This window comes from Enterobacter cloacae (assembly GCF_013375935.1).
In the GTDB taxonomy this organism is placed as follows: Bacteria; Pseudomonadota; Gammaproteobacteria; order Enterobacterales; family Enterobacteriaceae; genus Enterobacter; species Enterobacter pasteurii.
In genome coordinates, this window is sequence record NZ_CP056117.1 from 2,308,216 (window position 1) to 2,326,061 (window position 17,846).

The 17,846-nt window shown below is 56.1% G+C and carries 19 protein-coding genes and 1 pseudogene; 16 read left to right on the forward strand and 4 right to left on the reverse strand.

The window, feature by feature from the left end:
• Window positions 1-42: 42 nt before the first annotated feature.
• Window positions 43-1,371, reverse strand: coding sequence for an ATP-dependent RNA helicase SrmB (srmB, locus tag HWQ14_RS10920; RefSeq protein ID WP_148420621.1), 1,329 nt, complete (start codon window positions 1,369-1,371; stop codon window positions 43-45).
• 132 nt (window positions 1,372-1,503) lie between these two features.
• Here srmB and trmN point away from each other — a divergent pair, with 132 nt between their 5' ends.
• Entirely contained in the window at window positions 1,504-2,241 is a 738-nt protein-coding gene (trmN, locus tag HWQ14_RS10925) for a tRNA(1)(Val) (adenine(37)-N(6))-methyltransferase TrmN (protein ID WP_176609721.1), read from the forward strand.
• On the opposite strand, the gene nadB is transcribed toward trmN, so the two are convergent.
• Window positions 2,226-3,845 carry an L-aspartate oxidase gene (gene nadB / locus HWQ14_RS10930; RefSeq protein ID WP_148420623.1) on the reverse strand — a complete coding sequence of 540 codons (1,620 nt, stop codon included), beginning with the start codon at window positions 3,843-3,845 and terminating at the stop codon, window positions 2,226-2,228. The two genes, trmN and nadB, sit on opposite strands and share 16 nt — an antisense overlap.
• A gap of 364 nt (window positions 3,846-4,209) precedes the next feature.
• Between nadB and rseD the strand changes: the two genes are divergently transcribed.
• From rseD to acpS, 12 genes and pseudogenes are all read left to right on the forward strand, one after another.
• Entirely contained in the window at window positions 4,210-4,275 is a 66-nt protein-coding gene (rseD, locus tag HWQ14_RS23265; protein ID WP_227009630.1) for a rpoE leader peptide RseD, read from the forward strand.
• Entirely contained in the window at window positions 4,272-4,847 is a 576-nt protein-coding gene (rpoE, locus tag HWQ14_RS10940) for an RNA polymerase sigma factor RpoE (protein ID WP_006176728.1), read from the forward strand. The genes rseD and rpoE overlap by 4 nt, the downstream gene beginning before the upstream one ends.
• Before the next feature lie 31 nt (window positions 4,848-4,878).
• Window positions 4,879-5,529 carry an anti-sigma-E factor RseA gene (rseA, locus tag HWQ14_RS10945; protein WP_148420624.1) on the forward strand — a complete coding sequence of 217 codons (651 nt, stop codon included), beginning with the start codon at window positions 4,879-4,881 and terminating at the stop codon, window positions 5,527-5,529.
• Window positions 5,529-6,482, forward strand: a complete 954-nt coding sequence (rseB, locus tag HWQ14_RS10950) for a sigma-E factor regulatory protein RseB (RefSeq protein WP_148420625.1) — start codon at window positions 5,529-5,531, stop codon at window positions 6,480-6,482. Before rseA ends, rseB begins: the two co-directional genes overlap by 1 nt.
• On the forward strand, window positions 6,479-6,955 hold the full coding sequence (gene rseC, locus HWQ14_RS10955) for a SoxR-reducing system protein RseC (protein WP_176609722.1): 477 nt from the start codon (window positions 6,479-6,481) through the stop codon (window positions 6,953-6,955). The genes rseB and rseC overlap by 4 nt, the downstream gene beginning before the upstream one ends.
• A 185-nt stretch (window positions 6,956-7,140) precedes the next feature.
• Window positions 7,141-8,946: a translation elongation factor 4 gene (gene lepA / locus HWQ14_RS10960; RefSeq protein WP_176609723.1), complete on the forward strand. Its 1,806-nt coding sequence runs from the start codon at window positions 7,141-7,143 to the stop codon at window positions 8,944-8,946.
• A 15-nt stretch (window positions 8,947-8,961) separates the two neighbouring features.
• Window positions 8,962-9,936, forward strand: coding sequence for a signal peptidase I (gene lepB, locus HWQ14_RS10965; protein WP_148420628.1), 975 nt, complete (start codon window positions 8,962-8,964; stop codon window positions 9,934-9,936).
• A gap of 223 nt (window positions 9,937-10,159) precedes the next feature.
• Window positions 10,160-10,840, forward strand: coding sequence for a ribonuclease III (gene rnc, locus HWQ14_RS10970; protein WP_003860711.1), 681 nt, complete (start codon window positions 10,160-10,162; stop codon window positions 10,838-10,840).
• Complete coding sequence (era, locus tag HWQ14_RS10975) at window positions 10,837-11,742, forward strand: GTPase Era (protein ID WP_176609724.1); 906 nt, start codon at window positions 10,837-10,839, stop codon at window positions 11,740-11,742. The genes rnc and era overlap by 4 nt, the downstream gene beginning before the upstream one ends.
• A 17-nt stretch (window positions 11,743-11,759) precedes the next feature.
• Window positions 11,760-12,468, forward strand: a pseudogene (gene recO, locus HWQ14_RS10980) (DNA repair protein RecO).
• 75 nt (window positions 12,469-12,543) lie between these two features.
• Window positions 12,544-13,275: a pyridoxine 5'-phosphate synthase gene (pdxJ, locus tag HWQ14_RS10985; RefSeq protein WP_176609725.1), complete on the forward strand. Its 732-nt coding sequence runs from the start codon at window positions 12,544-12,546 to the stop codon at window positions 13,273-13,275.
• Window positions 13,275-13,655, forward strand: coding sequence for a holo-ACP synthase (gene acpS, locus HWQ14_RS10990; RefSeq protein WP_176609726.1), 381 nt, complete (start codon window positions 13,275-13,277; stop codon window positions 13,653-13,655). Before pdxJ ends, acpS begins: the two co-directional genes overlap by 1 nt.
• On the opposite strand, the gene HWQ14_RS10995 is transcribed toward acpS, so the two are convergent.
• Complete coding sequence (locus tag HWQ14_RS10995) at window positions 13,652-13,912, reverse strand: YfhL family 4Fe-4S dicluster ferredoxin (RefSeq protein ID WP_148420633.1); 261 nt, start codon at window positions 13,910-13,912, stop codon at window positions 13,652-13,654. The two genes, acpS and HWQ14_RS10995, sit on opposite strands and share 4 nt — an antisense overlap.
• Window positions 13,913-13,968: 56 nt before the next feature.
• The gene (locus HWQ14_RS11000) at window positions 13,969-14,817 is read right to left on the reverse strand and encodes a MurR/RpiR family transcriptional regulator (protein WP_148420634.1); all 849 of its coding nucleotides are present in this window, start codon (window positions 14,815-14,817) and stop codon (window positions 13,969-13,971) included.
• A gap of 118 nt (window positions 14,818-14,935) precedes the next feature.
• On the opposite strand from HWQ14_RS11000, the gene murQ reads away from it, so the two are divergent.
• The 3 genes from murQ to yfhb are packed head-to-tail and all read left to right on the forward strand — an operon-like array spanning window position 14,936 to window position 17,845.
• Window positions 14,936-15,832: an N-acetylmuramic acid 6-phosphate etherase gene (gene murQ / locus HWQ14_RS11005; protein ID WP_176609727.1), complete on the forward strand. Its 897-nt coding sequence runs from the start codon at window positions 14,936-14,938 to the stop codon at window positions 15,830-15,832.
• Between the two features lie 9 nt (window positions 15,833-15,841).
• Entirely contained in the window at window positions 15,842-17,206 is a 1,365-nt protein-coding gene (locus tag HWQ14_RS11010; protein ID WP_148420636.1) for a PTS transporter subunit EIIC, read from the forward strand.
• A gap of 3 nt (window positions 17,207-17,209) precedes the next feature.
• Window positions 17,210-17,845 carry a phosphatidylglycerophosphatase C gene (gene yfhb / locus HWQ14_RS11015; protein ID WP_176609728.1) on the forward strand — a complete coding sequence of 212 codons (636 nt, stop codon included), beginning with the start codon at window positions 17,210-17,212 and terminating at the stop codon, window positions 17,843-17,845.
• Window position 17,846: the final 1 nt, after the last annotated feature.

Here is a 17,846-nt window from a genome sequence, read left to right on the forward strand (position 1 = left end):
CGGGGGTGGAATAAAAAAGCCGGGACATGTCCCGGCTTTTTTTTACTCTTCAGTTTTTGTCTCTGGCGCAGCAGAGCTTGGCTTACGGCGCTTACCAATGTTTTTGGTATCGCGGTGGCGCTGCTTCACGCGCGGCTTCTCTTTTTCTTTCTCTTTTCTTTCTGCACGTTTCGCGAGCGCTTTCTTGGACGGTTTACCCGTCATTTTTTCACTCGGTGCACGCGTGGTCGGACGAAGCCCGTCAATGACGCGAGCTTTCAGCGGCTCATCAACGTAGCGGCCAATTTTCTGCAACAGCAGATGGTCGTGCGCTTCTACCAGAGAAATGGCAATACCTTTGCGGCCCGCACGACCGGTACGGCCAATACGGTGCAGGTAGGTATCACCGCTGCGCGGCATGTCGAAGTTGATCACGTGGCTCACGTCCGGGATGTCGATTCCGCGTGCGGCAACGTCGGTGGCAACCAGCACGTTCACGCGACCATCGGTCAGGCGCTTAATCCCTTCGGTACGCTTAACCTGCGCCATTTCACCTTCGAGATAGCAGTTGTTGATGCCAGCGTTGCGCAGCATTTCAGCCAGCTCGTGCACGCGCTCGCGTTTACGTACGAATACGATGCTACGGGTCGCGTCTTCCTGCTTGAGCAGGTGTTTAAGCAATTCAACCTTGTGTTCAAGATTGTCCGCACGGTAGTACCACTGGTGGATCTTCTTACGCTCACGCGTCGATGGCGTGGCGGACACTTCCACCGGATCTTCCAGCAGACGTTCAGCGAAATCTTTAATGGCATCCCCTTCAAGGGTTGCCGAGAACAGCATGGTCTGGTTACGCCAGCGCGTTTCACCCGCGATGTGTTCGATATCCTGCGCAAAGCCCATGTCCAGCATGCGGTCGGCTTCGTCGAGGATTAACGTTTCAACCGCGCGGCAGTCGAAGTTCTCTTCTTTGATGTATTGCAGCAGGCGGCCGGTCGTCGCAACAACAATATCCTGGTTTTCGCTGAACACTTCGGCGTGGTTCATGTACGCAACGCCGCCGGTGATGGTGGCGATATCCAGATGGGTGTTCGCCGCCAGTTCACGCGCGTGTTCTGCAACCTGCATCGCCAGTTCACGGGTCGGCGTCAGGATCAAAATACGCGGCGGGCCGGATTTTTTACGCGGAAAATCGAGCAAATGCTGCAACACAGGCAGCAAGTAGGCTGCTGTCTTCCCCGTGCCGGTTGGCGCAGAACCGAGCACATCGCGGCCCTCAAGCGCAGGCGGAATGGCCGCGGCCTGAATGGCGGTCGGGCGTGTAAAGCCTTTGCTCTCAAGTGCATTGAGCAGGCTTTCATCGAGTTCAAGTTCGGAAAAAGTCGTTACAGTCATGTTCTACCTCTGTGTGGGGCGCTGATTATAGACGTTACGGCTGTAATCTTCATCTGTTTGTATGGATATCGCTTTTCGACCACTTCGCTTTCCCCTATGCTACTCCAGTTTCACTCAGAAGGTTGCCCTGACATGTCTCAACTCAAAGCGCAGCTGCGCCGCGATGGCTTTACGTTTAAACAATTTTTTGTGGCGCACGATCGCTGTGCGATGAAGGTCGGTACAGATGGTATTTTACTGGGCGCATGGGCACCTGTCGCAGGTGTAAAGCGCATTCTGGATATTGGTACGGGCAGCGGACTGCAGGCGCTGATGCTTGCACAGCGAACCGAAGAGCACGTCACGATCGATGCCGTTGAGCTTGATCCTCAGGCGGCGGCGCAGGCAGGAGAAAATGCCGCTGAATCGCCGTGGGCTGACCGCGTCAGGGTTATCTGTGCTGATGTCCTGGCCTGGGCGCCAGAGCAGACGGCGCGTTACGATTTAATTGTCAGCAACCCGCCGTATTTCGAGCCGGGCGTGGAGTGTGGATCGCCGGAGCGCGAGCAGGCACGGTACACCGCTTCGCTCGATCACAAGGCGCTGCTGACCAGCGCGGCTGAGCTAATCTCGGAAGAGGGATTTTTCTGCGTGGTATTGCCGGAAAGCACGGGCAATACGTTTATTGAGATAGCTCGCGAGATCGGCTGGAAACTGCGGCTGCGTACCGATATTTCGGATACGGAAGGCCGCTTGCCGCATCGCGTGCTGCTGGCGCTCTCGCCAAAAGAGGGGGAGTGCTTTATCGACAGGATGGTCATTCGCGGGCCAGACCAGCGCTATTCCGAAGATTACACTGCCCTGACCCAGGCCTTTTATCTGTTTATGTGAACCTGCGGCGATAATACCGACGGGCCGGACGTTTCCAGCTGGTCGGGATAATCCAGGGTGTAATGCAGACCCCGGCTCTCTTTACGCATCATCGCGCAGCGCACAATCAGCTCGGCAACCTGCACGAGGTTGCGCAGCTCCAGCAGGTTATTTGAGACGCGGAAGTTGGCGTAATAGTCATCAATTTCCTGCTGCAGCATCATGATGCGCCGTAACGCGCGCTCCAGACGCTTCGTCGTGCGTACAATCCCAACATAATCCCACATAAAAAGCCGCAGCTCGTGCCAGTTATGCTGTATAACAACCAGTTCGTCCGGGTTTTCTACCCGGCTTTCATCCCATGCCGGCAAGTGCGTTGTCGGACGCGCATAAGGCATGCGTCTGGTAATATCTTCCGCAGCAGACCATCCATACACCAGACACTCCAGCAGCGAGTTTGATGCCATGCGGTTTGCGCCGTGCAGGCCGGTATAGCTGACCTCGCCAATCGCGTACAGACCATCCACGTCAGTCCGCCCATGATCGTCAACCATCACCCCGCCGCAGGTATAGTGGGCCGCGGGCACAATCGGTACCGGATCGCGGGTCAAATCAATGCCCAGGCCCAGCAGCTTTTCATAAATCATCGGGAAGTGCTGGCGAATAAAGTCTGCCGGCTTGTGGCTAATGTCCAGATACATACAGTCCACGCCAAGACGCTTCATCTCGTGGTCAATGGCCCGGGCCACGATATCGCGCGGTGCCAGTTCACCTCTGGCATCAAAATCCGGCATAAACCGGGTACCATCGGGGCGTTTCAGGTATGCGCCTTCGCCGCGCAGCGCCTCCGTCAGGAGGAAGTTTCGCGCCTGGGGATGGAACAGGGCAGTAGGATGGAACTGATTGAACTCCAGGTTCGCCACGCGGCAGCCCGCGCGCCAGGCCATGGCGATACCGTCTCCGGAGGCGATATCCGGGTTAGTCGTATATTGATAAACCTTCGAGGCTCCGCCGGTCGCCAGCACGACGGCTTTCGCCTGACAGGTTTCCACCTTCTCTTTATTGCGATTCCATACCCAGGCGCCGACAACCCGACGCGTACCGGGCAGGCCAATCTTGTCGGATATGATCAGGTCAACGGCGTTGCTGCGCTCCAGCACGCGAATATTAGGATGGCTGAGCGCTTTGCTGACCAGCGTCGTTTCCACCGCTTTTCCGGTTGCATCCGCTGCGTGCAAAATGCGGCGATGGCTGTGTCCGCCTTCTCGGGTCAGGTGATAGCTCGCTTCACCGTTAGGCTGAACCTGCGTATCGAACAGCACGCCCTGGTCAATGAGCCACTGCACGCAGTGGCGGGCATTGCTGGCGACGAATTCTGCGGCATGCTTATCCACGATCCCGGCACCGGCAACCAGGGTATCTTCAACGTGTGAGGCGATGCTGTCAGCCTCATCAAACACGGCTGCAATACCGCCCTGAGCATAAAAGGTGGACCCTTCGCTCATCGGCCCTTTACTCAGCACGATTACGTTCTGATGTTCCGCCAGGCGCAGCGCGAGGGAGAGGCCGGCAGCACCGCTACCGATGATCAGTACATCACAATGAAGTTCAGGCGTAGTATTCATGATGTTTGTTTAATTTACTAAACATGGTTTGGGCAGAATAGCATTGTGATGCGAGATGTCGCACGTTTTTTTTAAAGCGTGTTGCAATGACTAAACGAAAGGCATGAAGTTAAATAAGCACTAAATACCAGGAAATATTTTGCGAAGCAGGTCGTTAGCTTCAGATTTTGTGGTGAAATAAAGCCTGTGTTGCGTTACTCTTCTGACGATAAAGTTGATGATTCTTGTCAGAAAGTGGGTGCGTATCGTGAACAGACTTATAATGAGAGAAAATGAACGGTCTGCGGCGCGATGAACAAAAACAAAGGCGTAACGGAACTTATTGAAGAACATACACTCTAATTCGGTGCTTGCTCAAAGTGCAATGTTGTTAGAGTGGCGTTTCGATAACGCGTGGAATTTAGGTTTGGGGAGACATTACCTCGGATGAGCGAGCAGTTAACGGACCAGGTCCTGGTTGAACGGGTCCAGAAGGGAGATCAGAAAGCCTTTAACCTACTGGTGGTGCGCTACCAGCATAAGGTGGCGAGTCTGGTTTCCCGCTATGTACCGTCAGGCGATGTGCCTGATGTTGTACAAGAGTCTTTTATTAAGGCCTATCGCGCGCTGGATTCATTCCGGGGGGATAGTGCTTTTTACACCTGGCTGTATCGTATTGCTGTCAATACGGCTAAGAATTATTTGGTTGCTCAGGGGCGTCGTCCACCGTCAAGCGATGTCGATGCTATCGACGCTGAAAATTTCGAAAGTGGCGGCGCGCTGAAAGAAATTTCGAACCCTGAGAACTTAATGTTGTCAGAAGAACTGAGACAAATCGTTTTTCGCACGATCGAGTCGCTCCCGGAAGATTTACGCATGGCAATTACGTTACGGGAGCTGGATGGCCTAAGCTATGAAGAGATAGCCGCCATCATGGATTGTCCGGTCGGCACGGTTCGTTCACGAATTTTCCGTGCGCGAGAAGCCATTGATAATAAAGTTCAACCGCTTATCAGGCGTTGACGATAGCGGGATACTGGAAAAGGTATTAGGCATGCAGAAAGAAAAACTTTCCGCTTTAATGGATGGTGAAACGCTGGATAGTGAGCTGCTCAATGAGTTGTCTCATTCTCCCGAAATGCAACAGACCTGGGAGAGCTATCATCTTATCCGCGACACGATGCGTGGTGATACCAGCGAGGTTCTCCATTTCGATATCTCAGCACGCGTAATGGCGGCCATTGAGAACGAACCTGTTCATCAGACCACGCCGCTGATTCCTGAAGCGCAGCCTGCACCACACCAGTGGCAAAAAATGCCGTTCTGGCACAAGGTGCGTCCGTGGGCCAGCCAGCTCACCCAGATGGGTGTCGCGGCGTGCGTATCGCTTGCAGTTATCGTTGGCGTCCAGCACTATAATACTCAGTCTGAAGCCAGTCAGCAGCCTGAAGCGCCAGTGTTCAATACGCTGCCGATGATGGGTAAAGCCAGCCCGGTTAGCCTGGGCGTGCCGGCAGATGCATCCGCAAGCGGCGGTCAGCAACAGCAGGTACAGGAGCAGCGTCGTCGCATTAATGCGATGTTGCAGGATTACGAGCTGCAGCGTCGTCTGCACTCCGAGCAGCTTCAGTTTGAGCAGGCCCAAACCCAGCAGGCTGCTGTGCAGGTGCCAGGAAACCAAACTTTAGGAACGCAATCGCAGTAATGAAGCAACTTTGGTTCGCCATGTCTTTGATGGCGGGTAGCCTGTTCTTCTCTGCCAACGCCTCGGCTGATGTTTCATCCGGGGCGTTGTTGCAGCAAATGAATCTGGCCAGCCAGTCACTCAACTACGAGTTGGCATTTATCAGCATCAATAAGCAGGGTGTCGAGTCGTTACGCTATCGCCACGCCCGCCTTGATAATCAGCCGCTCGCCCAGCTTTTACAGATGGATGGCCCGCGTCGGGAAGTGGTCCAGCGTGGGAATGAAATCAGCTATTTCGAGCCGGGCCTTGAGCCGTTTACGCTCAATGGCGACTATATCGTTGACTCCCTGCCGTCGCTTATTTATACCGATTTCAAACGTCTCGCCCCTTACTATGACTTTATCTCAGTAGGGCGCACGCGCATTGCTGACAGGCTGTGCGAAGTGATCCGCGTAGTCGCGCGGGATGGAACGCGCTATAGCTATATCGTCTGGATCGATGCAGAGACAAAACTGCCGATGCGCGTCGATCTGCTCGATCGCGACGGTGAAACGCTGGAACAGTTCCGCGTGATCTCTTTCGACGTAAACACGCAGGTCGGCAACAGCATGCAGAATCTGGCCAAGGCCAGCCTGCCGCCGCTGCTTTCCGTACCTGCCGGCGATTCAGTCAATTTCAACTGGGTACCCTCCTGGATCCCGCAAGGCTTTAGCGAAGTGTCCAGCAGCCGTCGCCAGTTACCTACCATTGAAACCCCGGTTGAGTCGCGACTCTATTCCGACGGTCTGTTCAGCTTCTCGGTGAACATTAACCGCGCCACGGCCAACAGCTCCGAGCAAATGCTCCGAACCGGACGCCGGACGGTCAGTACGACGGTGCGCGACGGTGCAGAAATTACCATTGTCGGCGAGTTACCGCCGCAAACGGCAAAACGCATTTCAGACAGCATTAAGTTCAGGGCTGCGCAATGATTAAAGAGTGGGCCACGGTGGTATCCTGGCAGGATGGGATTGCGCTGGTCAGCTGTGACGTTAAAGCGTCATGCAGCAGCTGCGCGTCGCGAGCCGGTTGCGGCAGCCGCGTGCTGAATAAGCTGGGGCCGCAGACGTCGCACACTATTGCTGTGCCGAGCGAGCTGCCGCTGGTGGCAGGGCAGAAAGTGGAGCTGGGCATCGCTGAAGGCAGCCTGCTCACCTCTGCCATGCTGGTTTACCTTTCTCCGCTGATTGGCCTGTTCGTCATGGGCGGCGTTTTCCAGATGCTCTTTGGCACCGATTTGGCTGCCATGTGCGGTGCCGCTTTAGGCGGCGTGGGTGGTTTTTGGCTTGCAAAAGGCGTTTCCCCGAGGCTTGCCGCCCGGGAAGCGTGGCAGCCCGTCATCCTCAGCGTTGGGCTGGAACCCAACCAGCTTCGCGTTGAGACGCTCTCTTCTGAGGCCCGGTGATCTGCCGGGCTTTATTATTATTTACACCCCGATAAAGAAAACCTCGTCTCTACGCGCTATACCTGGCTCTAAGTGCATTTCCAGCGGACGAGGATGTAGTGTAGAATGCTGCGTTTTCGCACTGAAAAACGTCAGGCTAAGAACAGCGGCCTCCAGGAATTCGTAAGGCATAATTATTTAACTATATGAAGAACATACGTAACTTTTCGATCATTGCTCACATTGACCACGGTAAGTCGACGCTGTCTGACCGTATTATCCAGATTTGCGGTGGCCTGTCTGATCGTGAAATGGCAGCCCAGGTTCTGGACTCCATGGACCTGGAACGCGAACGCGGTATTACCATCAAAGCGCAGAGCGTCACGCTCGACTATAAGGCCTCCGATGGTGAAACCTATCAACTGAACTTTATCGACACCCCAGGGCACGTTGACTTCTCCTATGAAGTGTCACGCTCGCTGGCGGCCTGTGAAGGGGCGCTGCTGGTGGTGGATGCCGGGCAGGGCGTTGAGGCCCAGACGCTGGCAAACTGCTACACCGCCATGGAAATGGATCTCGAAGTCGTGCCGGTTCTGAATAAAATCGACCTGCCTGCCGCCGATCCAGAGCGCGTGGCGGAAGAGATTGAAGATATCGTCGGCATTGATGCCACCGATGCGGTACGCTGCTCGGCGAAAACCGGCGTGGGTGTTCCGGACGTGCTGGAGCGTCTGGTGCGTGATATTCCGGCGCCGGAAGGTGACCCGGATGCACCGCTGCAGGCGCTGATCATCGACTCCTGGTTTGATAACTACCTGGGCGTGGTCTCGCTGGTGCGTATTAAAAACGGCACCATGCGTAAAGGCGATAAAATCAAGGTAATGAGCACCGGGCAGGTCTACAACGCTGACCGTCTGGGCATCTTCACGCCAAAACAGGTTGACCGTACCGAGCTGAAATGCGGCGAGGTGGGTTGGCTGGTCTGCGCAATTAAAGACATCCTCGGCGCGCCGGTGGGCGATACCCTGACCGGCGCACGTAACCCGGCGGATAAAGCGCTGCCGGGCTTCAAAAAGGTGAAGCCGCAGGTTTATGCGGGTCTGTTCCCGGTCAGCTCTGACGATTACGAAAACTTCCGCGATGCGCTCGGTAAGCTGAGCCTCAACGACGCCTCCCTGTTCTACGAGCCAGAAAGCTCAACGGCGCTGGGCTTCGGCTTCCGCTGTGGCTTCCTCGGTCTGCTGCACATGGAGATCATTCAGGAACGTCTGGAGCGTGAATACGATCTGGATCTGATCACCACGGCACCGACGGTAGTTTACGAAGTAGAAACCACGTCGAAAGAGGTGATCTACGTCGATAGCCCGTCCAAGCTTCCGCCGCTGAATAGCATTCAGGAACTGCGTGAGCCAATCGCAGAGTGCCACATGCTGCTGCCGCAGGAGTTCCTCGGCAACGTGATCACCCTGTGTATTGAAAAGCGTGGCGTGCAGACCAACATGGTTTACCACGGTAACCAGGTGGCGTTGACCTATGAAATTCCGATGGCAGAAGTGGTGCTCGACTTCTTCGACCGCCTGAAGTCTACCTCCCGTGGCTATGCGTCGCTGGACTACAACTTCAAACGCTTCCAGGCCTCGAACATGGTCCGTGTGGACGTGCTGATTAACGGCGAGCGCGTTGACGCCCTCGCGCTGATCACCCACAACGACAACGCGCCGTACCGCGGTCGTGAACTGGTTGAGAAGATGAAAGACCTGATCCCGCGTCAGCAGTTTGACATTGCGATTCAGGCGGCCATCGGCAACCACATCATCGCCCGTTCAACCGTGAAGCAGCTGCGTAAAAACGTTCTGGCTAAGTGCTACGGCGGTGACGTCAGCCGTAAGAAAAAGCTGCTCCAGAAGCAGAAAGAAGGTAAGAAGCGTATGAAGCAGGTCGGTAACGTTGAGCTGCCGCAGGAAGCATTCCTTGCCATCCTTCACGTTGGTAAAGACGGTAACGGTAAATAACCCTAAGGAGCTGGCATGGCGAACATGTTTGCCTTGATCCTGGTCATCGCTACCCTGGTGACAGGTCTGCTGTGGTGTCTGGATAAGTTTATCTTCGCCCCAAAACGCCGTGAACGTCAGGCTGCCGCGCAGGCAGCCACTGGCGATGGTATTGACGCGAAAACCCTGAAAAAAGTGGGCCCCAAGCCGGGCTGGCTGGAAACCGGGGCATCGGTATTCCCGGTGCTGGCGATTGTTCTGGTGGTGCGTTCATTTATCTATGAACCTTTCCAGATCCCGTCAGGTTCGATGATGCCAACGCTTCTGATCGGTGATTTTATTCTGGTTGAGAAGTTTGCCTACGGCATTAAAGATCCGATCTACCAGAAAACGCTGATCGAAACGGGTCATCCTAAGCGTGGCGACATCGTGGTGTTTAAATATCCGGAAGATCCGCGTCTGGATTACATTAAACGCGCGGTGGGTCTGCCGGGCGATAAAGTAACCTACGATCCGGTAGCGAAGGAAGTGAGGATTCAGCCAGGCTGCAGCTCTGGTACAGCGTGCGAGAATGCACTGCCGGTGACCTACTCCAACGTTGAGCCTGGTGACTTTGTGCAGACCTTTGCTCGTCGTAACGGCGGTGAAGCGACCAGCGGTTTCTTCCAGGTTCCAAAAGGGGAAACCAAAGAGAACGGTATTCGTCTGGATGAGCGCAAAGAGACGCTGGGCGATGTTACTCACCGCATTCTGACCGTGCCCATCGCACAAGATCAGCTGGCAATGTACTACCAGCAGCCAGGACAGCAGCTGGCAACCTGGATTGTGCCGCCGGGACACTACTTCATGATGGGTGATAACCGCGATAATTCTGCGGACAGCCGTTACTGGGGCTTTGTGCCGGAAGCGAATCTGGTGGGTAAAGCAACTGCCATCTGGATGAGTTTCGAGAAGCAGGAAGGCGAGTGGCCGACCGGCGTTCGCCTGAATCGTATTGGCGGAATTCATTAATTCTCGTGAAAAATAACGCGTAGCGGCTTTTATTCGCCGCTACGTGAATTATTTCAGCGATAAATCTCTTTGAACTAACGACATCCCCTGTCGTTGTGTATAGAATATTCCCCCGAAGTTTAAGGTTGGCCCTGCAAGGGTGCCACGGCACACGAAACCGCGTTGGTTTTCTCAGGTCGGTTTCGTGTGCTGCATTTTTGACGCATTCATTTATTGGTATCGCATGAACCCCATCGTAATTAATCGGCTTCAACGGAAGCTGGGCTACACTTTTCATCATCAGGAGTTGTTGCAACAGGCATTAACCCACCGCAGTGCCAGCAGCAAACATAATGAGCGTCTCGAATTTCTGGGCGACTCAATTTTAAGCTTTGTGATTGCGAATGCGCTTTATCATCGTTTCCCGCGCGTGGACGAAGGTGATATGAGCCGCATGCGCGCCACGCTGGTGCGCGGCAACACCCTTGCTGAGATCGCTCGCGAGTTTGAGCTGGGTGAATGCCTGCGTCTGGGGCCTGGTGAGCTGAAGAGTGGTGGATTCCGTCGCGAATCCATTCTTGCGGATACGGTCGAGGCGTTAATCGGTGGCGTGTTCCTGGACAGCGATATCCAGACCGTAGAAAAGCTGATCCTGAACTGGTATCAGACACGTCTGGACGAAATCAGCCCGGGCGATAAACAAAAAGACCCGAAAACGCGTCTGCAGGAGTATTTGCAGGGTCGTCACCTCCCGCTGCCTTCCTATCTGGTGGTGCAGGTGCGTGGCGAAGCGCACGATCAGGAATTTACCATCCATTGCCAGGTCAGTGGCCTGAGTGAACCGGTGGTCGGCACAGGTTCAAGCCGTCGTAAGGCTGAACAGGCTGCCGCCGAACAGGCGTTAAAAATGCTGGAGCTGGAATGAGCGAAGAAAAAACCTATTGCGGATTTATTGCTATCGTCGGACGTCCGAACGTTGGCAAATCCACCCTGTTGAATAATCTGCTTGGGCAGAAGATCTCCATCACCTCGCGTAAGGCGCAGACCACGCGTCACCGCATCGTTGGTATCCATACAGAAGGCGCGTATCAGGCGATTTACGTCGATACCCCAGGCCTGCACATGGAAGAGAAGTGTGCTATCAACCGCCTGATGAACAAGGCGGCAAGCAGCTCCATTGGTGACGTTGAGCTGGTGATTTTCGTGGTTGAAGGCACCCGCTGGACGCCGGACGACGAAATGGTTCTGAACAAACTGCGCGACGGCAAAACGCCGGTGATCCTCGCGGTTAACAAAGTGGACAACGTGCAGGAAAAAGCCGATCTGCTGCCGCACCTCCAGTGGCTGGGCAGCCAGATGAACTTCCTGGACATCGTCCCGCTGTCTGCGGAAACGGGTCTGAACGTCGATACCATCGCCGGTATCGTACGCAAGCATCTGCCGGAAGCGATTCATCACTTCCCGGAAGAGTACATAACAGACCGCTCTCAGCGCTTTATGGCCTCTGAGATCATCCGTGAAAAGCTGATGCGTTTCCTGGGCGCAGAGCTGCCGTACTCGGTAACGGTGGAGATCGAACGTTTCCAGTCTAACGAGCGTGGCGGTTACGATATCAACGGCCTGATCCTCGTTGAGCGTGAAGGGCAGAAGAAGATGGTGATCGGCAACAAAGGTGCCAAAATCAAAACCATCGGTATCGAAGCCCGTAAAGACATGCAGGACATGTTTGAAGCGCCCGTTCACCTGGAGCTGTGGGTGAAAGTGAAATCTGGCTGGGCCGATGATGAGCGTGCGCTGCGCAGCCTCGGTTACGGCGAAGATCAGTAACCTAAGACGACAAGCATATGGATGGATGGCAGCGCGCCTTTGTCCTGCACAGTCGTCCCTGGAGCGAAACCAGCCTGATGCTGGACGTCTTCACGGAAGAGTCCGGTCGCGTGCGCCTTGTTGCCAAAGGCGCACGTTCAAAACGTTCTAATCTGAAAGGCGCCCTCCAGCCTTTCACGCCGCTGCTGGTCCGCTTTGGCGGGCGAGGGGAGGTCAAAACCCTGCGCAGTGCTGAAGCCGTCTCCCTGGCGCTTCCCCTTTCCGGCATCACGCTTTACAGCGGTCTGTACGTCAACGAACTCATCTCACGGGTTCTTGAACATGAGACCCGCTTCTCTGAACTTTTCTTTGATTACCTGCACTGTATTCAGTCGCTTGCGGGCGCAGCCGGCACCCCGGAGCCTGCGCTGCGTCGTTTCGAGCTGGCGCTGCTCGGGCACCTTGGATACGGCGTCGATTTTCTGCACTGTGCGGGAAGCGGGGACGAGGTAGAAGATGTCATGACCTATCGCTATCGTGAGGAAAAGGGCTTTATTGCCAGCGTTGTCGTTGATAACAGCACCTTTACCGGACGCCAGCTCAGGGCACTGTATGAACGCGAGTTCCCGGACGCCGACACCCTGCGTGCGGCAAAACGCTTTACCCGAATTGCGCTCAAGCCGTATCTTGGGGGGCAAGCCCCTGAAGAGCCGCGAATTGTTCAGGCAGTTTATGCCGAAACGTTAACGTTTTACCCCTCACCCCAGCCCTCTCCCGGAGGGTAAGGGGGAAGGGAAATGAATCAAAATACCGAGGATTGTCATGGCTGAATTACTGTTAGGCGTCAACATCGATCATATTGCCACGCTGCGTAATGCACGCGGAACGGCGTATCCCGATCCGGTTCAGGCGGCGTTTATCGCGGAGCAGGCGGGCGCGGACGGCATTACCGTTCACCTGCGCGAAGACCGCCGCCACATCACCGACCGCGACGTGCGCATCCTGCGCCAGACGCTGGACACCCGTATGAATCTGGAGATGGCGGTCACCGAAGAGATGCTGGCGATAGCCTGTGACACCAAACCGCACTTCTGCTGCCTGGTACCGGAAAAGCGTCAGGAAGTCACTACTGAAGGTGGTCTGGACGTGGCAGGACAGCTCGACAAAATGCGCGATGCCTGCAGGCGTCTGGCGGATGCCGGTATCCTGGTTTCTCTGTTTATTGACGCTGATTTCAGCCAGATCAAAGCCGCTGCCGACGCGGGCGCGCCGTATATCGAAATTCATACCGGCTGCTATGCCGATGCTAAAAACGACGTCGAGCAGGCTAAAGAGCTGGAGCGTATTGCCAAAGCGGCAACTTACGCGGCTGGTCTGGGACTGAAGGTTAACGCCGGACACGGCCTGACCTATCACAACGTGAAGGCCATCGCCGCGCTGCCGGAAATGCACGAGCTGAACATCGGCCACGCTATTATCGGCCGGGCGGTGATGAGCGGCCTGAAAGAGGCGGTTTCAGAGATGAAGCGCCTGATGCTGGAAGCGCGTCAGTAATGGCCATTCTGGGCTTAGGCACCGATATCGTTGAAATAGCCCGCATAGAAGCGGCGATCGCCCGCAGTGGCGATCGCCTTGCCCGACGGGTGCTGAGCGATAACGAATGGGCTATCTGGGAGGCGCATCAGCAGCCGGTGCGCTTTCTGGCAAAGCGCTTTGCGGTAAAAGAGGCAGCGGCGAAGGCGTTCGGCACGGGTATTCGAAACGGCCTGGCGTTTAATCAGTTCGAAGTCTTTAACGATGAGCTGGGCAAGCCGAGCCTGCGTCTGTGGGGCGAAGCGCAAAGGCTGGCGGAGAAGCTGGGCGTGAAACACATGCACGTGACGCTGGCGGATGAACGCCACTACGCCTGCGCGACGGTGATTATCGAAAGCTAGAGCTTGTCCGCATGATGCAGCAGGACAAACTTATCCCACAGCTGTTCTTCGCTCTCAGCGTGTGCCGGATCTTTTAAGATCGTATTGGGGATTGGGCACACTTTCTGGCAGGTTGGCGTGTCGTAGTGGCCGATACATTCGGTGCAGCGGTCGCTGTTAATCTCATAAATGCTGTCACCCATCGAAATGGCCTGGTTAGGACATTCCGGTTCGCACATATCGCAGTTGATGCATTTTTTGGTGATTAACAGCGCCATCAGGAAATTCTCAGAAACAACACAAACAGGGCGGGCATTATACGCCTAATCTGTGCTCAAACCAGTTTTTTTACCAGCTCTTCGCTGTGGCGTATACGCTCTGGCGCGCGCTCCAGATCCTGCTGAACCAGGGCCATAAACAGCAGGTCCGTCAGCATCATCTGCGCGCTCGTCGACGAGATTGCGGCGCTGCGCGTGGCCTGTTCCTCGGCTATAGTGTACAGGCAGCGCGTTGCCCGCTGCTGTAGCGCATTAGGGCTAAAGCCGGTAATGGCCAGAATTTTCCCCCCGACGCGCAGGGCTTCGTCGGTGGCCATAATAATTTCACGGCGCTCGCCGGAATAGGAGATGGCCAGCAGTAAATCATCAGGATCCATCGCCTGAACGGTCGCCAGCAGCGCGTGCATATCCTGCTCCACGATGGCGTTATAGCCGATCTTGGTCAGCTTCCAGCCAAAGTTACGCGCAACCAGCCCGGAGGCGCCAATCCCGGTCAACACAATGCGTCGGGCGTGACGAAGCATGGCTACGCTTTCCAGCAGCTTCTCTTCGGTGTTCACATCCAGGGTGGCATGCATTGCCGCCACGTTCTCTTTGATCAGCTTTTCCCCGACCAGACGCATCGGATCGTCGCCACGGATCTGGTTATGCACCGGCATGGACTGCGGATTAGGGTTGCTCGCCAGCGCTTCGCTGATCGCCAGCTTCAGCGCCGGAAAGCCCTTGAACCCTATCTTCTGGGCAAATTTCACCACGCTCGACTGGCTCACCCCGGCTTCGCCTGCCAGCTGCTGGGAGCTAAGGTGCCGCGCGCGATCGGGCTGAGAGAGTAAAAAGTCCGCCAGCTTCTTGTCACTCTGGGCAAAGCCTGCGTAGCGCTGACGAATGCGAATTAAACAGTTCATACGGTCTCCTGGCGAAAGTGTGATTGCCTGCGCAAATACGGATTTTGCTCGCCTGAATGAATTTTATATTCCATTATAGTGCGTTTATTATGAATTAAAAATTCCTGAGGTACTTAACATGAATCTTGGCTCACTTGTTTCTGAAACGCGTAACCCGCAAACCATGGATCTGGATGCGCTCTCTACGCTCGAGCTGGTAACTCGCTTTAATCAACAGGATACCCTCGTCGCGCTGGCAGTCAAAGAGACATTGCCCGAGGTGGCAAAAGCGGTGGACGCCGCAGCCGATGCCCTGAAAGCGGGAGGACGCATCATTTATATGGGTGCCGGAACCAGCGGGCGCCTCGGCGTGCTGGATGCCTCGGAATGTCCGCCTACCTTTGGGGTTCCGCACGGCCTGGTCGTTGGCCTGATTGCCGGCGGCCCCGGTGCGCTGCTGAAAGCGGTAGAAGGGGCGGAAGACAACAAGCAGCTCGGTGAGGACGATCTCAGGGCCCTGAACCTGACCGCGCAGGATCTGGTCGTCGGGCTGGCGGCCTCCGGCCGTACCCCTTACGTCATTGGCGGTCTGGAATACGCCAGAAAAACGGGGTGTACCACGGTCGCCATCTCCTGTAACCCTGGCTCGCCGATTGCGCAGGTGGCGGCCATTGCCATCTCTCCGGTTGTCGGGCCTGAAGCGCTGACCGGATCGACGCGTCTGAAATCGGGCACCGCGCAGAAGCTGGTGCTCAATATGATCTCCACCGGCGCGATGGTGAAATTCGGCAAGGTCTACCAAAACCTGATGGTGGATATGCAGGCCACCAATATCAAGCTGGTGGACAGGGCGTGTCGTATGGTGATGGAGGCGACGGGAGCCAGCCGTGAAGAGGCTGAAAGAGTGCTTCAGCAAACCGATCATGATGTCAAACCGGCCATCCTGATGATATTAACCGGGCTGGATGCAGCCGCGGCCAGAGCCAGACTCGATGCCCATCACGGGTTCTTACGGGCGGCGTTAGAGAACGAATAAGAGGCGTTTATGGACAAAACAGCAGCGCTCGCCAGCGACATCCTGCTTGGGATCGGTGGGGAAGGAAATATACAGCGTCTGGAAAACTGCATGACGCGCGTGCGCGTCGAGGTGCACAGCGACGAAAAGCTTGATATCGCGCGCCTTAAGCAGCTCCCCGGCGTAAGCGGGTACGTTAAGCAGGGCCAACAGCACCAGCTGATTGTCGGTCCGGGCAAAGCGGCGCAGGTGGTTGATGCCATGCGCGCCCTGATGACGGGCGGCGAAACCTCTGCACCCTTTGACGACGCCGAACGCACCAAAGCGCAGGCGAAAGCCAAATATAAAGCCCCCATGAGCGATGCGCTGCGCCAGCTGGCAAACGTCTTTATTCCCCTGATCCCGGCGTTTATCGCCTCGGGCTTAATTACCGGCATCATTAATATCCTCAAGCGTCCGGATATCGTCGGGGATTTTGCGACGCAGTACCCAAACCTGCTGGGTATCCTCGCGATATTCGGCAGCGCGGTGTTTGCCATCATGAACATCCTGGTGGGGGTGAACACCGCCAAAGTGTTTGGCGGCTCGCTGGCGATGGGCGGCGTGATGGCGGGCATCCTCTCCAGCCCGCAGCTGGCAAACATTACGCTGTTCGGCGAGGCGCTTCAGCCTGGCCGTGGCGGGGTGATTGCCGTGCTGCTGGTGGTGATTCTGATGTGCTGGATCGAGAAAAAGCTACGTGCGGTCCTGCCCGGCTCCATTGAGCTTATCCTCAACCCGCTGCTTACCACGCTGATTACCGGCAGCGTGGCGATTGTGGCGCTGCAGCCGTTAGGCGGGACGATCTCAGAAGCTATCGCCCACGGCGCGTCTCTGGCTATCGATCGCGGTGGATTACTGGTGGGGGCGGTGCTTTCCGGTACCTTCTTACCGCTGGTGCTGACAGGTTTGCATCAGGGTCTGGTGCCGATCCACGTCGAACTGGTGCAGGCGCACGGCTATAACGCGCTGCTGCCGATCCTGTCGATGGCCGGCGTGGGGCAGGTGGGCGCGGCTATCGCTGTACTGATGAAAACCCGCAACGCGCGTCTGAAAAAGGTCATTAAAGGGGCGCTGCCGGTCGGATTACTCGGCATCGGCGAGCCGCTCATTTTCGGCGTTACGCTGCCGCTCGGCAAGCCGTTCCTGGCGGCCTGTCTCGGCGGCGCGGTGGGCGGGGCGCTGATCAGCTACTGGAAAGTGGCGACCGTTATCACCTTTGGGATCTCCGGTTTACCGCTGGCATTAACCATCGTGACCGGAAAAGTGATGCTCTATCTGTTAGGCTATCTGGTAGCGGTGATCGCCGGGTTCCTGTTTACCTGGCTGTTAGGATTCAACGACCCAGAGGAGTAAGGTTTGGCAAATCACGAGCGTCGCGTTGTCTTTTTCGATCTGGATGGAACGCTGCATCAGCAGGATATGTTCGGCACCTTTATGCGCTACCTGCTGCGGCGCCAGCCCCTTAACGCGTTGCTGGTATTGCCCCTCTTACCCGTTATTGGCATCGCGCTGCTGGTGAAGGGCCGTGCAGCGCGCTGGCCCATGAGCCTGCTGCTCTGGGGATGCACGTTTGGCCATAGCGACGCGCGCCTTAAACGGCTGGAGCAGGATTTTGCGCGCTGGTTTCGCGGTCATGTGGCCGCGTTCCCTGTTGTACAGGCGCGCCTCACCAGCTACCTCGACGCAAACGACGCCGATATCTGGTTAATCACCGGCTCGCCGCAGACGCTGGTGGAGCAGGTCTACTTTGACACGCCCTGGCTACCGCGCGTGAATCTCATCGCCACGCAGATTGGCCGTGGTTACGGCGGCTGGGTGCTGACGATGCGCTGCCTGGGGCATGAAAAAGTCGTGCAGCTGGAAAAACGCATCGGTACGCCGCTGCGTCTGTACAGCGGCTACAGCGACAGCAAGCAGGACAACCCGCTGCTCTATTTTTGCCAGCACCGCTGGCGCGTTACGCCACTGGGTGAACTTCAGCAACTCGAATAGT